General features: G+C 68.0%; 12 protein-coding genes. 11 read left to right on the top strand and 1 reads right to left on the bottom strand.

The features are described from left to right. Positions 1-28: 28 nt before the first annotated feature. From purB to ACE3T8_RS02305, 10 genes are all read left to right on the top strand, one after another. On the top strand, positions 29-1,393 hold the full coding sequence (gene purB, locus ACE3T8_RS02350; RefSeq protein WP_374606493.1) for an adenylosuccinate lyase: 1,365 nt from the start codon (positions 29-31) through the stop codon (positions 1,391-1,393). Next, positions 1,390-2,316 (top strand): subclass B3 metallo-beta-lactamase, encoded by a 927-nt coding sequence (bla, locus tag ACE3T8_RS02345; RefSeq protein WP_374606492.1) that lies wholly within the window; start codon positions 1,390-1,392, stop codon positions 2,314-2,316. The genes purB and bla overlap by 4 nt, the downstream gene beginning before the upstream one ends. Next, on the top strand, positions 2,313-3,494 hold the full coding sequence (locus tag ACE3T8_RS02340) for a JmjC domain-containing protein (protein ID WP_374606490.1): 1,182 nt from the start codon (positions 2,313-2,315) through the stop codon (positions 3,492-3,494). Before bla ends, ACE3T8_RS02340 begins: the two co-directional genes overlap by 4 nt. After that, the gene (locus ACE3T8_RS02335; protein WP_374606488.1) at positions 3,491-4,411 is read left to right on the top strand and encodes a GNAT family N-acetyltransferase; all 921 of its coding nucleotides are present in this window, start codon (positions 3,491-3,493) and stop codon (positions 4,409-4,411) included. The genes ACE3T8_RS02340 and ACE3T8_RS02335 overlap by 4 nt, the downstream gene beginning before the upstream one ends. 153 nt (positions 4,412-4,564) lie before the next feature. Beyond that, positions 4,565-7,414: a 2-oxoglutarate dehydrogenase E1 component gene (locus tag ACE3T8_RS02330; RefSeq protein WP_374606744.1), complete on the top strand. Its 2,850-nt coding sequence runs from the start codon at positions 4,565-4,567 to the stop codon at positions 7,412-7,414. Positions 7,415-7,460: 46 nt separating this feature from the next. Continuing rightward, positions 7,461-8,684, top strand: a complete 1,224-nt coding sequence (gene sucB / locus ACE3T8_RS02325) for a dihydrolipoyllysine-residue succinyltransferase (protein ID WP_374606487.1) — start codon at positions 7,461-7,463, stop codon at positions 8,682-8,684. Positions 8,685-8,739: 55 nt separating this feature from the next. Continuing rightward, the gene (gene lpdA, locus ACE3T8_RS02320; RefSeq protein WP_374606485.1) at positions 8,740-10,167 is read left to right on the top strand and encodes a dihydrolipoyl dehydrogenase; all 1,428 of its coding nucleotides are present in this window, start codon (positions 8,740-8,742) and stop codon (positions 10,165-10,167) included. A gap of 130 nt (positions 10,168-10,297) precedes the next feature. Continuing rightward, the gene (locus ACE3T8_RS02315; protein WP_374606483.1) at positions 10,298-10,909 is read left to right on the top strand and encodes a TIGR00730 family Rossman fold protein; all 612 of its coding nucleotides are present in this window, start codon (positions 10,298-10,300) and stop codon (positions 10,907-10,909) included. Beyond that, positions 10,906-11,910 carry a YhdH/YhfP family quinone oxidoreductase gene (locus ACE3T8_RS02310; protein ID WP_374606481.1) on the top strand — a complete coding sequence of 335 codons (1,005 nt, stop codon included), beginning with the start codon at positions 10,906-10,908 and terminating at the stop codon, positions 11,908-11,910. The genes ACE3T8_RS02315 and ACE3T8_RS02310 overlap by 4 nt, the downstream gene beginning before the upstream one ends. A 55-nt stretch (positions 11,911-11,965) precedes the next feature. Beyond that, positions 11,966-12,328 (top strand): response regulator, encoded by a 363-nt coding sequence (locus tag ACE3T8_RS02305; RefSeq protein ID WP_374352599.1) that lies wholly within the window; start codon positions 11,966-11,968, stop codon positions 12,326-12,328. A gap of 115 nt (positions 12,329-12,443) precedes the next feature. On the opposite strand, the gene ACE3T8_RS02300 is transcribed toward ACE3T8_RS02305, so the two are convergent. Beyond that, positions 12,444-13,349, bottom strand: a complete 906-nt coding sequence (locus ACE3T8_RS02300; protein WP_374606479.1) for a DnaJ C-terminal domain-containing protein — start codon at positions 13,347-13,349, stop codon at positions 12,444-12,446. Between the two features lie 93 nt (positions 13,350-13,442). Between ACE3T8_RS02300 and ACE3T8_RS02295 the strand changes: the two genes are divergently transcribed. Then, entirely contained in the window at positions 13,443-13,925 is a 483-nt protein-coding gene (locus tag ACE3T8_RS02295; RefSeq protein WP_374606478.1) for a peroxiredoxin, read from the top strand. Positions 13,926-13,938: the final 13 nt, after the last annotated feature.

The following is a 13,938-nucleotide window of genomic DNA, read 5'->3' as shown; positions in this document are numbered from 1 at the left end:
TTGGCGTTCCCCACCCGCGCGAAACCCCATGTCCGAGACCCTGACCGCCCTGTCGCCGCTCGACGGCCGTTATGCCTCGAAGGTCGACGCCCTGCGCCCGATCTTCTCCGAGTACGGCCTCATCCGCGCGCGGGTGAAGGTGGAAGTCGAATGGCTGCTGGCGCTGGCCGCGGAACCCGGCATCCCCGAACTGGCGCCGTTCTCCGAAGCCGCCACGGGCAGCCTGCGTGCGCTGGCACAGGACTTCTCGGTCGAGGACGCAGCGCGGGTCAAGGCCATCGAAGCGACAACCAACCACGACGTGAAGGCGGTCGAGTACTTCATCAAGGAACGCCTGCAGGACGATGCCGAGCTCGGCCCGGCACTGGAGTTCGTGCATTTCGCCTGCACCAGCGAGGACATCAACAACCTCTCCTACGCCCTGCTGCTGAGCAAGGCGCGCCAGCACGTGCTGCTGCCAAAGCTCGATGCGCTGATCGCGAAGCTGCGCGAAATGGCTCGCGAACATGCTGCGTTGCCGATGCTGTCGCGCACCCACGGGCAGACGGCTTCACCGACCACCGTCGGCAAGGAACTGGCGAACGTGGTCGCCCGCCTGCAGCGCCAGGGCGAAGCGCTGGCCGCGCTGCCGATGCCGGGCAAGATCAACGGTGCGGTGGGCAACTACAACGCCCACGTCGCCGCGTATCCCGATATCGACTGGCCCGAGTTCTCGCAACGCTTCGTGGGATCGCTTGGCCTGGACTGGCAGCCCTACACCACCCAGATCGAACCGCACGACGGCATCGCCGAACTCTGCGATGCCTGCAAGCGCATCGACACCATCGCCATCGACCTGTGCCGCGACGTCTGGGGCTACATCTCGCAGGGCTACTTCAAGCAGGCGCTGAAGGCCGGTGAAGTCGGCAGCAGCACGATGCCGCACAAGGTCAACCCGATCGACTTCGAGAACGCGGAAGGCAACTTCGGCATCGCCAGTGCGCTGTTCGAGCATTTCGCCGCCAAGCTGCCGGTCAGCCGCTGGCAGCGCGACCTCACCGACTCCACCGTGCTGCGTGCGCTCGGCACCGCGTTCGGCCACATGCTGATCGGCTTCGATGCCCTGCAGCGCGGGCTGGGCAAGCTCAGCGTCAATCCGGAGCGGCTGGCCGCCGACCTCGATGCCAGTTGGGAAGTGCTCGCCGAGGCCGTGCAAACGGTGATGCGCCGCCATGGACTGCCGAACCCGTACGAACAACTCAAGGCGCTCACCCGCGGCCAGGGCATCACCGAAGCCTCGATGCGCGAGTTCATCGCCACCCTCGACCTGCCCGCCGTCGACAAGCAGCGCCTGCTGGAGATGACCCCGGGCAGTTACACCGGCCTGGCCAAACAGCTCGCGCAGACGGTATGAGTAGGCCGCACAGATTCGCCGCGGCGATCGCCACCGCGCTGCTCGCAGCCTGCGCGGCACCGGCGGAGCGCCACGCCGCGACGCCAGCCGCCGTCGCTGACCTCGCCAATGTGCCGGCCTGCCCGCTGGACGCCAGCCCGATGGACGGCTGGAGCGACCGCGCGCCGCCGAGGAAGATCTTCGGCAACACCTATTACGTGGGCACCTGCGGCATCGCCGCTGTGCTGGTCGTGGGCGATGCCGGCGCGATCCTGATCGATGGCGCCACCGAACAGGCACCCGCGGCGATCCTCGCGAACATCCGCGCCCTGGGCTTCGATCCGCGCCAGGTGAAGCGGCTGCTCAACACCCATGAACACATGGACCATGCCGGCGGGCTGGCAGGCCTGCAGCGCGAGACCGGCGCGCCGCTCCTCGCGCGCGGCCCCGCCATCGCCACCCTGCGCCGCGGCAGCTCCGATCGCGAGGATCCGCAACTCGGCGAGCTCACCGGCTTCCCGCCCGTGGGCGACGTGCGCGCGCTCGCCGACGGCGAGGTGGTGCGCCTGGGTACGCTCGCACTGGCCTCGCACGCCACGCCCGGCCACGCACCCGGCGGCACCAGCTGGACCTGGCGCGCCTGCGAAGGCACCCGATGCGTGGACATCGCCTACGTGGACAGCCACAGCGCGCTGACCGACGACGCGTACCGGTTTTCCGATCATCCGGACTATGTCGCCGCGTTCCAGCGCAGCCTCGACGTGGTCGAGGCGTTGCCATGCGACCTGCTGATCACCCCGCACCCCGTGGCCAGCGACCTGCTGGCGCGCTTCAAGGGTGATTCGCCGTTGATCGATGCGGCCGCCTGCAGGCGATTCGCGGCGGGCGCGCGCAGCAACCTCGACAAGCGCCTCGGCGAGGAACGCAAGGGAACCGCGCCATGATCGAAGTCCACGCCACCGCGAAGCACTTCCTCGGCATGCCTGCCGCCGAATTCCTGCGCGACTACTGGCAGAAGAAGCCGCTACTGATCCGCAACGCATTCCCCGGTTACGAGTCGCCGCTGCAACCCGAGGACCTGGCCGGACTGGCCTGCGAAGACGGCGTGCTGGCCCGGCTGATCGAACACGACGCGGCCGGCGATGGCTGGCGCGTGCGCCACGGGCCGTTCGCGGAAGAGGACTTTCCCGGCCTGCCCGACCACGACTGGACCCTGCTGGTGCAGGACATGGACAAGTGGGACGGCGACCTGCGCGCCCTGCTCGACCGCTTCGATTTCCTGCCGCGCTGGCGGATCGACGACGTCATGGTCAGCTTCGCCGCCACCGGCGGTTCGGTCGGCGCGCATGTCGACCAGTACGACGTGTTCCTGCTGCAGGCCCAGGGCCACCGGCGCTGGCAGATCGATGCGTCGGATGCGCCACCACTCGCGTTCCGCGACGACGTGGAACTGAAATTGCTGCGCGACTTCCATCCGGACCACGACTGGGTGCTCGCCCCCGGCGACATGCTCTACCTGCCGCCGGGCGTTCCCCACCACGGCATTGCCCAGGATCCGTGCCTGACCTTCTCGGTCGGCATGCGCGCGCCGGCGACGGCGGAACTGCTTGGCGACTATGTTGATGCCCTCTGCGCGGAGGCGCCGGACGCATTGCGCTACGCCGACCCGGACCTGCAACCACCGAGGGACGCGCACGAAATCGACGAGGCGGCGATGCAGCGCGTGGTCGAGGCCTTGCGCCAACTGCGGATGGACGACCCGGACCGCTTCGGCGACTGGTTCGGCGGCTTCGTGACCACCTATCGCAGCGCGGTGCAACCGGCCGCCGACGATACCCCGAGGCCGCGCATCGAGGTCGAATGGGACCTGGGCCACGGCGCACTGCTGCAACGCCATCCCTGGTCGCGGATGGCGTGGCGGCGCGCATCGAAGGGTGCCCGCCTCTATGCGGGCGGACAGGCCCATGCATTGCCGGTGCGCGACGCGCAGCGACTGGCAGCCGCGAACGAGGTTGATGGCACGCTCTACGACAGCCTCTCCGCCGCCGGGCGCGATGTCGTCTTCGCCCTGCTGGAAGGCGGGCACTACCGACTGGATACCGGCGAGGACGAAGCGGAATGACAGACGACCCGCGCCTGCAGCCCTACCGGGTCGACGTGGTCGGCTTCGATACCGCGCTCGCCGAATTGCGCAGTGTGCGCGATGAGGTCTTCGTCGGCGAACAGGGCGTGCCGATCACCCTGGAACGCGATGCGCTGGATCCACTGTGCACGCATGTGCTGGCCCGGCTGCTCGACGGCAGCCCGGTCGGCACCGCGCGACTGACCCCGGACCACCACATCGGGCGGATGGCGGTGCGTGCGGCCTGGCGCGGGCGCGGCATCGGCGATGCGCTGTTGCGCGCCCTGCTGGACGAAGCGCGCAGGCGCGGTTGGCCGGAGGTGCGGCTGAATTCGCAGGCCAGCGCGATGGGCTTCTACGCGCGGCACGGTTTCCAGCCCGAGGGCGAGCGCTTCATGGAAGCCGGCATCGAGCACCAGGCGATGGTGCTTGCGTTCACCGGCCCGGCACGGATCGACAGCCGCGAGGCCGGCATCGAGGCCGCCATCGGCATCATCGAACGCGCGCGCCGTACGGTGTGGATCCGCAGCGTCGCGCTGGACCCGTGGCTGTACGACGAAGGCAGCGTGTTGCAGGCCCTGCGCGGCTTCGCCACCCGTGGAGGCGGGCAGCAGGTGCTGGTGTTGCTGCACGATGCCGCCGCCCCGCAGCAGGCGCACGCGCCCCTGCTGGCGCTGGCCCAGCGCCTGCCCAGCATCTTCCAGTTCCGCGAGCTGCAGGACCCCGTGGACCGCAACGATCCGGCCGCCTGGATCGCCGGCGATGGCGGCGGCTATTACCTGCGTGGGCTCGGCGAGCGCGTGCAGGGCGAGGCCGAACAGGATGCCCCCGCCAAGGTCCGGCAACTGGCCGCGCGCTTCGACGACGGCTGGCAGCGCTCGCGCCCGGTGAGCGAGTACCGCGCGCTCGGACTGTGAACCCTCTGCCCCTTCGACGAAGGGATGTGATGCGGTGCGCAAGCCGCTCCGGCTATAATTCCGATCCTTTCGCCCGCCCATTCATCGGGCCCGCACCGGATGGCAACTTCATCCGGATCAATCACTTATCGCAAGGCCGCTAGCCACGCCATGGTGGACAGTCTCCTGAAGCAGTTTGCCCAGACCTCGCAACTCGGTGCCAATGGCGCCTATGTGGAGGATCTTTACGAGCAATACCTGGTCGCCCCGGACAGCGTCGACGCCAAGTGGCGGCAGTACTTCGACGGCCTCAAGGGCCGCGAAGCCGGCGACGTCCCGCACTCCGCGGTCATCGACCAGATCGCCCAGGCCGGCCGGTTGGCCGCGCGCGGCGTGGTCACGGCGGCAAGCGGCGCGGGCGACGAACGCGAGCGCGGGGTCGGCAAGCTGATCACGGCGTACCGGTCGCGCGGTCATCTGGCCGCCAACCTCGATCCGCTCGGCCTGACCATCAAGCCCGAGGCACCCGACCTGGCACTGGGCTTCCACCGCCTCTCCGAAAGCGATACCGGCAGCGAGTTCAGCACCGGTGGCGTCGGTGGCCGCGAGCGCATGAAGCTGGGCGAACTGGTCAACCTGCTCAAGGCGACCTATGCCGGCAGCGTCGGCGCCGAGTTCATGCACATCACCGACGCGGAACAGCGCCGCTGGATGTACGAGCGCCTGGAGAAGGCCGCCGGCAATTACGGTCGCAACGCCGACGACAAGCAGCGCATCCTCGAGCGCCTGACCGCCGCCGAGGGCCTCGAGCGCTACCTGCACACCAAGTACGTCGGCCAGAAGCGCTTCTCGCTGGAAGGCGGCGACAGCCTCATCCCCATGCTCGACGTGATGATCCAGCGCGCCGGCGGCGACGGGGTCAAGGACATCGTGATCGGCATGGCCCACCGCGGCCGCCTCAACGTGCTGGTCAACACGATGGGCAAGCCGCCGCGCAAGCTGTTCGACGAGTTCGAAGGCAAGTTCGAGCACAGCCGCGCCGGCGACCATGCGCACACCGGCGACGTGAAGTACCACATGGGCTTCTCCGCCGACGTCGCCACCCCGGGCGGCCCGGTCCACCTGGCGCTGGCGTTCAACCCGTCGCACCTCGAGATCGTCGATCCGGTGGTGGTCGGCAGCGTGCGTTCGCGCCAGCTGCGCCGCAACGACAAGGAGCGCAAGCAGGTCCTGCCGATCCTGCTGCACGGCGATGCCGCCTTCGCCGGCCAGGGCGTGGTGATGGAACTGTTCCAGATGTCGCAGGCTCGCGGCTTCCGCGTCGGCGGCACGGTGCACATCGTGATCAACAACCAGGTCGGCTTCACCACCAGCGCCGCGGAAGACGCGCGTTCCACGCTGTACTGCACCGACGTGGCGAAGATGATCGGCGCGCCGATCCTGCACGTGAACGGCGACGATCCGGAAGCCGTGGCCTTCGTGTCGGAAATGGCCTTCGATTTCCGCCAGCGCTTCGGCAAGGACGTGGTCATCGACCTGGTCTGCTACCGCCGCCATGGCCACAACGAGGCCGACGAGCCGGCGGCGACCCAGCCGCTGATGTACCAGAAGATCCGCGCGATGAAGACCACGCGCGAGCTCTACGCCGCGCGGCTCGATGGCGAAGGCAGCGTGGCCGCGGCCGCGTCGCAGGCGCTGGTCGATGGCTACCGCAACAAGCTCGACGCCGGCGACGTGACGACCGAGGTCGTGCAGGTCAAGGCTGACGAATTCACCATCGACTGGCGCCCGTACCTGTCGGCGAAATTGTCCGACCCGGTCGACACCCGCGTCGAGCGCGCCACCCTCGACGACCTCGCCACCCGCATCAATGCGATCCCGGACGCGGTCAAGCTGCATCCGCGCGTCGCCAAGATCTACGAGGACCGCCGCAAGATGGCCGCCGGTGAGCAGGCCGGCGATTGGGGCTTCGCCGAGAACCTGGCGTACGCCACCCTGGTCCAGGAAGGCTATCGCCTGCGCCTGGTCGGCCAGGACTGCGGCCGCGGCACGTTTTTCCATCGCCACGCGATCCTGCACGACCAGGCCACCGACAATTACTACCTGCCGCTGCGCGAACTGGTGAAGGACACGCCGACCCGCAGCCTGGAGGACGTGACCATCATCGATTCGCTGCTCAGCGAGGAAGCGGTGATGGCGTTCGAATACGGCTACGCCACCGCCGATCCGATGACCCTGGACATCTGGGAAGGCCAGTTCGGCGATTTCGCCAACGGCGCCCAGGTGGTGATCGACCAGTTCCTGTCCTCCGGCGAGGCCAAGTGGGATCGCCTGTGCGGCCTCGCGCTGTTCCTGCCGCATGGGTACGAAGGGCAAGGTCCGGAACACAGCTCGGCGCGCCTGGAGCGTTTCCTGCAGCTGTGCGCGCTGGAGAACATGATCGTCTGCGCGCCGACCACGCCCGCGCAGGATTTCCACATGATCCGCCGGCAGATGCGCATGGGCACGCGCAAGCCGCTGGTGGTGATGACCCCGAAGTCGCTGCTGCGCCACAAGCTGGCGGTGTCGACGCTGGACGAACTGGCCAATGGCGAGTTCCAGCGCCTGATCCCGGACAGCAATGCCTCCGCGAAGAAGGTACGCCGTGTCGTCGCCTGCTCCGGCAAGGTCTACTACGACCTGCTTGACGAGGCGCAGAAGCAGGGCATCACCGACGTTGCCCTGGTCCGCGTCGAACAGCTGTATCCGTTCCCGCGCCCCGAACTCGCCGCCGAACTCAAGCGTTTCGCCTCCGCCACCGAGGTCATCTGGTGCCAGGAAGAGCCGCAAAACCAGGGCGCGTGGTACCAGATCAAGCATCACCTGCAGGCCTGCCTGCAGGGCAAGCAGTCGCTGAGCTACGCCGGCCGCCCGCGTTCGCCCTCGCCCGCCGCCGGACACCTGGCCGAGCATGTCGCCGAGCAGAACAAGCTGGTCGCCGACGCGCTGGTCAATCCGGTCGGCGCCGAGATCAGCGCCGAATAAGCCCCCACGCATCATCATTCCAACGCATCACCGACAGGACGCCCGCATGGCCACCGAAGTCAAAGTTCCGGTTCTCCCCGAATCCGTGTCCGACGCCACCATCGCCACCTGGCACAAGAAGGCCGGCGACGCGGTCAAGCGCGACGAGAACCTGCTCGACCTGGAAACCGACAAGGTCGTCCTGGAAGTGCCCTCGCCGGTCGATGGCGTGCTCAAGGAAATCAAGTTCGAAGCTGGCGCCACCGTCACCAGCCAGCAGCTGATCGCGGTCATCGAGGAAGGCGCTGCCGCAGCGGCAGCACCCGCCGCCGAAGCACCGAAAGCCGCCCCGGCCGCCGGCGCCGAGCAGGTGCAGCCGAAGGCCCAGGCCGCCGCCGCGCATGCCGCGGCTCCGGCCAGCACCACGCCTGCACCCGCCGCCGGCGACCTGCCGCCCGGTGCGCGCTTCGCTGCCACCACCAGCGGCGTGAACCCGGTCGACGTGGCCGGCACCGGCCGCCGCGGCATGGTGACCAAGGAAGACATCGTCAACTACGCCAGCGGCAAGACCGCGGGCGCGAGCGGTGGCGCGCGCCCGGAAGAGCGCGTGCCGATGACCCGCATGCGCACCCGCATCGCCGAGCGCCTGATGCAGTCGAAGAACAGCATCGCGATGCTGACCTCGTTCAACGAGGTCAACCTCGGCAAGGTCATGGCGATGCGCAAGGAGCTGGGCGAATCGTTCGAGAAGGCCAACGGCATCAAGCTCGGCTTCATGAGCTTCTTCGCCAAGGCCGCGGCGAACGCGTTGCAGCGCCACCCGATCATCAACGCCTCGGTCGACGGCAGCGACGTGATCTACCACGGCTACGCCGACATCTCGATCGCGGTGTCGACCGACAAGGGCCTGGTCACGCCGGTGCTGCGCAACGTCGAGCGCATGGGCTTCGCCGACATCGAAGGCGCCATCGCCGACTACGCGAAGAAGGCGCGCGACGGCAAGCTGGCGCTGGAAGACCTGCAGGGCGGCACGTTCACCATCACCAACGGCGGCACCTTCGGCTCGCTGATGTCCACGCCGATCGTCAATCCGCCGCAGAGCGCGATCCTCGGCATGCATGCGATCAAGGAGCGCGCCATCGTCGAGAACGGCCAGGTCGTCGCCGCGCCGATGATGTACATCGCGCTGAGCTACGACCACCGGATCATCGACGGCAAGGACGCGGTCCTGTTCCTGGTCGACATCAAGAACCAGCTCGAGAATCCGCACCGGATGCTGCTGGGCATGTGATCGCACGAAGCCCCGCCATGCGGGGCTTCCTGTTTGAACGAAAGGAAAAAGTGCAATGAGTGAAGTGCAGAATTTCGATGTCGTCGTGATCGGCGCCGGCCCGGCCGGCTACCACGCCGCGATCCGCGCCGCGCAGCTGGGCCTGAAGACCGCGTGCATCGACGCCGCGCTGGGCAAGGACGGCAAGCCGGCGTTGGGCGGTACCTGCCTGCGCGTGGGCTGCATCCCGTCGAAGGCGCTGCTGGATTCCAGCCGCCAGTTCTGGAACATGGGCCACATCTTCGACCAGCACGGCATCAGCTTCGAGAAGCCGGCGATCGACGTGGCCAAGATGGTCGCGCGCAAGGACGGCATCGTGAAGCAGTTCACCGGCGGCATCGCCGCGCTGTTCAAGGCGAACAAGGTGAGTGCGTTCTACGGCTTCGGCCAGCTGCAGCCGGGCAACATCGTCAAGGTGAAGCAGCACGACGGCAGCGAAGTCGAACTGAAGGGAACCAACGTCATCATCGCGGCCGGCTCGGATTCGATCGAACTGCCGTTCGCGAAGTTCGGCGAGCACATCATCGACAACGTAGGCGCGCTCGATCTGGAAACGGTGCCGAAGCGCCTGGGCGTGATCGGTGCCGGCGTGATCGGGCTGGAGCTGGGCAGCGTGTGGAACCGCCTCGGCTCACAGGTCACGATCCTCGAGGGTCTGCCGAATTTCCTTGCTGCCGCCGATGCCGAAGTGGCCAAGGTCGCCGCCCGCGAGTTCAAGAAGCAGGGCCTGGATATCAGGCTGGGCTGCAAGGTCAGCAACACCGAAGTGAAGAAGGACGGCGTCCACGTCAGCTACACCGACGACAAGGGCGAGCAGACCATCGTGGTCGACAAGCTGCTGGTTGCAGTCGGCCGCCGCGCGGCGACCAAGGGCCTGCTGGCCGATGGCACCGGGGTGAAGCTCACCGATCGTGGCCTGGTCGAAGTCGACGAGCACTGCCACACCGGCGTCGATGGCGTGTGGGCGGTCGGCGACTGCGTGCGCGGCCCGATGCTCGCGCACAAGGGCTTCGAGGAAGGCATCGCGGTGGCGGAACTGATCGCCGGCCTGCCCGGCCACGTCAATTTCGACACGATTCCGTGGGTGATCTACACCGAGCCGGAAATCGCGTGGGTCGGCAAGACCGAGGAGCAGCTGAAGGCAGAGGGCGTTCCGTACAAGGCCGGCAGCTTCCCGTTCGCGGCGGTCGGTCGCGCGGTGGCGATGGCGGAGCCTGCGGGCTTCGTGAAGGTGCTGGCGCATGCCGAGACCGATACGATCCTGGGCATGCACCTGGTCGGCGTGAACGTCTCCGAGCTGGTCCACGAAGGCGTGCTGGCGATGGAATTCAAGGGCAGCGCCGACGACCTGGCGCGCATCTGCCACGCCCATCCGTCGCTGTCCGAAGCCGTGCACGACGCGGCGATGGCGGTGCACAAGCGGGCGATCCACAAGGCGAATTGATGTCAGCTCCTTCTCCCTCCGGGAGAAGGTGGCGCGTAGCGCCGGATGAGGGTTCGGAGTCCTGGAAGCGGCAAGGCTTCGCCGTACCCTCACCCCAACCCCTCTCCCGGCGGGAGAGGGGCTTGAACACATGAACACCATCTGCGTCTATTGCGGCTCCAACGCCGGCAACAATCCCGCCTACGCGGCGCAAGCGAGAGCGCTCGGCGCACGACTTGCGGCCGATGGCATCGCGCTGGTCTACGGCGGCGGCAACGTCGGCCTGATGGGCATCGTCGCGGATGCCGTGCTTGCCAATGGCGGCGACGTCATCGGCGTGATCCCGCAGCAACTGGTCGACTGGGAAGTCGCGCATCGCGGCGTCACCCGATTGGAAGTCGTGGACTCGATGCATACGCGCAAGGCGCGCATGTTCGAGTTGTCCGACGGTTTCGTCGCCCTGCCCGGCGGTTTCGGCACGCTGGACGAGATGTTCGAGATGCTGACCTGGCGGCAACTGGGCCTGGGCAAGAAACCCTGCGCGTTCCTCGACGTCAACGGCTTCTGGCAGCCCTTGATGGCGATGCTCGACAGCATGGTGCGCGAACGCTTCCTGCACGCGGAACAACGCAACGACCTCTGGCACGGCGACGACATCGACATCCTGCTCGCCTGGATGCGCGATTACTTGCCGGCGCAGGCCGACAAGTGGCTGGACGAGAAGCGCCGCAGCCAGCTCAAGCTCACGCCGGAGGATGTATGAGCGTTCCCGCGACCTTCCGCGCCTTCCGCATCCACGACGACGCCGATGGCTACCGCGGCGGCATCGAAACGATCGCGCTGGACGACCTCAATCCCGGCGAAGTCGTCATCAAGGCCGCGTACTCCTCGGTCAACTTCAAGGACGCGCTGGCGGGCACCGGCCAGGGCAAGATCCTGCGCAGGTTCCCGCTGGTCGGCGGCATCGACGTCGCCGGCCACGTGGTCGCATCGACCGATCCGACCTTCAAGGAAGGCGATGCGGTCCTGGTCACCGGCAGCGGCCTGTCCGAAACCCGCGACGGCGGTTACGCCGAATACGCACGACTGGAGTCGAAGTGGGTCGTTGCCCTGCCCAGCGGCCTGAGCCTGCGCGAGTCGATGATCCTGGGCACCGCCGGCTTCACTGCCGCGCTGGCGCTGTTGCGGATGCAGGACAACCGGCAGTCGCCCGCGCTTGGCCCGCTGGGCGTCACCGGCGCAACCGGTGGCGTGGGTTCACTGGCGATCGCGATCTTCGCCAAGGCCGGCTACCAGGTGCACGCAATCAGCGGCAAGGCCGACCAGACCGATTACCTGAAGTCCCTCGGTGCGAACGAGGTACTCGGCCGCGATGCGCTCTCCACCACTCGCCCGATGGACAACGCGCGCTTCGGCGGCGGCCTGGACAACGTGGGCGGGCCGATGCTCGCCGCCCTGCTCGCGCAGACCGCGCCGTACGGCAACGTGGCGACCGCGGGACTTGCGGCAAGCCATGAACTGCATGCCACGGTGATGCCGTTCATCATCCGCGGCGTGTCGCTGCTCGGGGTGGCTTCGGCCGGTACCGCGCGCGACATCCGCGACGAGGTCTGGCGACGCCTTTCGTCGGACTGGAAGCCCGCCGGTCTGGACGCCATCTGCACCCGTGAAACCACGCTGGACGGACTGTCCGCGGTCTTCGGCACGATGCTTGCAGGCGGTTCGCTGGGCCGGACCGTGGTGCGCCTCGCGGAATCGCACTGACCGGCTTGCGGGCATTCACGCGCCCGCTACAATCGGCACAAACACGGGGAACTCCATGGCACGCATCCTGATCGTCGACGACTCGCCCTCCCAATTGATGGGCATCCGCCGCATCGTCGAAAAGCTGGGCCACGACGCACTGACTGCCGAAGACGGCGCGGCAGGCGTGGAAGCCGCCAAGCGCGAAATCCCCGACCTGATCCTGATGGACGTGGTGATGCCGAACCTCAACGGCTTCCAGGCCACCCGCTCGATCACCCGCGAGCCCACCACCAAGCACATCCCGGTGATCCTGGTGACCACCAAGGACCAGGACACCGACCGCGTCTGGGGCATGCGCCAAGGCGCGAAGGCTTACATCACCAAGCCCTTCAGCGAATCCGAACTCTCGGAACTGATCGTCCAGTACCTGGCCTGAGGCCTGCGGCCTGCGGCAGCCGCAGATCCGCGGCCGAGCGAGCTATCCGCAACAACGAAGACGCCGGCGAAATGCCGGCGTTGTCGTGTGCGCGGATGGGTCAACCGTCGCCTGCTCAGGCGCGCCGCCAGTCGTCGCCGAAGGCATCGCGCATGGTCGCGTAGGCCGCGCGCTGGGCATCGTCGTGCGCACGCGGCGCCAGGATCTCGAGTTCGACGATCTGGTCGCCGTCCGTGCCCTGCGCACCTCCCGGCAGGCCGCGTCCGCGCAGGCGCAGCTTGCGGCCGGCCTCCGAATCCGCGGGGATCTTGAGTTCCACCGACCCGCCCAGGGTCGGCACGCTGAGCGTCGCGCCCAGTGCCGCCTCCCACGGTGCCACCGGGAGCACGTGGATGACGTTGCGACCATCGACCTCGAACTGCGGGTGCGCGGCGTATTCGATCTCCAGCAGCAGGTCGCCCCCGCTGTTGCCTTGCCGCGCCAGTCGGATCGACTGCCCGGGCTTGATGCCCTTGGGCACGCGCACCTCAAGGGTGCGCCCATTGACGCCGATGCGCACGCTGCCGCCCGCATACACCGACTCCAGCGGCACCGCGAGCTTGGCACGAGTGGTGCCGTCGCGCGGCTGTCCGCCGGCCTGCGGCCCGCGCGGCCCGGCGCGGCCACGCCCGAACATGCTTTCGAAGAAATCGGAGAATCCGCCGCCCGCGCCACCGCCGGCGAAGATCTCGTCGAAATCGGGGTGCCCGCCGGGTCCGCCGCGGAACCCGCCCGGCGGCGGCCGCACCTGGTCGCCCGGTCGATAGCCGCCGGCACGCAGCTGGTCGTAGGCCTTGCGCTTCTCCGGATCGCGCAGCGCCTCGTAGGCTTCGTTGACCGCCTTGAACTTGTCCTCGGCGCCCGCTTCCTTGCTGACGTCGGGGTGGTACTTGCGCGCCAGCCGCCGGTAGGCGGTCTTGATCTCCGCATCGCCCGCGCTCGGCTCCACGCCCAGCACTCCGTAGTAATCCTTGAACTCCATGTGCGCTCCAAGCCGCGAATCGCGGACGAGGTTAACCGATCGCCCCGTGCGCGGCAGGTAGACTGGCGCACCCTGCCGAGATGAGGTCCAGCGATGTCGATTCAACCCGGTGAACGCATCCCCGAGTCGATCCTGCAGTACGTCGCCGACGGCGTGCACAAGATCGACACCCTGGCCTTGTTCGAAGGTCGCAAGCTGGTGCTGTTCTCGGTGCCGGGCGCGTTCACCCCGACCTGTTCGGAACGCCACCTGCCCGGCTTCGTCGAGCACTTCGATGCGTTCCGCGAACGCGGCATCGAGGTCGCCTGCATGGCGGTCAACGACCCCTTCGTGATGCAGGCCTGGGGCGAGAGCCAGCACGTGCCTGCAGGGATGCGCATGCTCGCCGACGGCAACGCCGACTTCACCCGCGCGCTGGGCCTTGAGATGGATGCGAGCGGCTTCGGCATGGGCACCCGCAGCAAGCGCTTCGCGCTGTATGCCGAAGACGGCGTGGTGCGCGAGCTGTTCGTCGAGGCACCGGGCGAGTTCCGGGTGTCGTCCGCGGAGAACGTGCTGGCGCATCTGCCCGCCTGAACCAGGGCAGGCG

It is taken from the genome of Thermomonas sp. (assembly GCF_041919455.1).
Classification (GTDB): Bacteria; Pseudomonadota; Gammaproteobacteria; order Xanthomonadales; family Xanthomonadaceae; genus Thermomonas.
Note: the sequence above shows the minus strand (reverse complement) of the source record. Positions and strands in the feature narration are given on the sequence as shown.

What these genes read in the sequence shown, in the direction of transcription:
- sucB (WP_374606487.1), top strand. Translation starts at nt 7,461, where the DNA reads ATGGCCACCGAAGTCAAAGTTCCGGTTCTCCCCGAATCCGTGTCCGAC.
- ACE3T8_RS02295 (WP_374606478.1), top strand. Translation starts at nt 13,443, where the DNA reads ATGTCGATTCAACCCGGTGAACGCATCCCCGAGTCGATCCTGCAGTAC.
- ACE3T8_RS02335 (WP_374606488.1), top strand. Translation starts at nt 3,491, where the DNA reads ATGACAGACGACCCGCGCCTGCAGCCCTACCGGGTCGACGTGGTCGGC.
- bla (WP_374606492.1), top strand. Translation starts at nt 1,390, where the DNA reads ATGAGTAGGCCGCACAGATTCGCCGCGGCGATCGCCACCGCGCTGCTC.
- ACE3T8_RS02340 (WP_374606490.1), top strand. Translation starts at nt 2,313, where the DNA reads ATGATCGAAGTCCACGCCACCGCGAAGCACTTCCTCGGCATGCCTGCC.
- ACE3T8_RS02305 (WP_374352599.1), top strand. Translation starts at nt 11,966, where the DNA reads ATGGCACGCATCCTGATCGTCGACGACTCGCCCTCCCAATTGATGGGC.
- ACE3T8_RS02315 (WP_374606483.1), top strand. Translation starts at nt 10,298, where the DNA reads ATGAACACCATCTGCGTCTATTGCGGCTCCAACGCCGGCAACAATCCC.
- lpdA (WP_374606485.1), top strand. Translation starts at nt 8,740, where the DNA reads ATGAGTGAAGTGCAGAATTTCGATGTCGTCGTGATCGGCGCCGGCCCG.
- ACE3T8_RS02310 (WP_374606481.1), top strand. Translation starts at nt 10,906, where the DNA reads ATGAGCGTTCCCGCGACCTTCCGCGCCTTCCGCATCCACGACGACGCC.
- ACE3T8_RS02300 (WP_374606479.1), bottom strand. Translation starts at nt 13,349, where the DNA reads ATGGAGTTCAAGGATTACTACGGAGTGCTGGGCGTGGAGCCGAGCGCG.
- purB (WP_374606493.1), top strand. Translation starts at nt 29, where the DNA reads ATGTCCGAGACCCTGACCGCCCTGTCGCCGCTCGACGGCCGTTATGCC.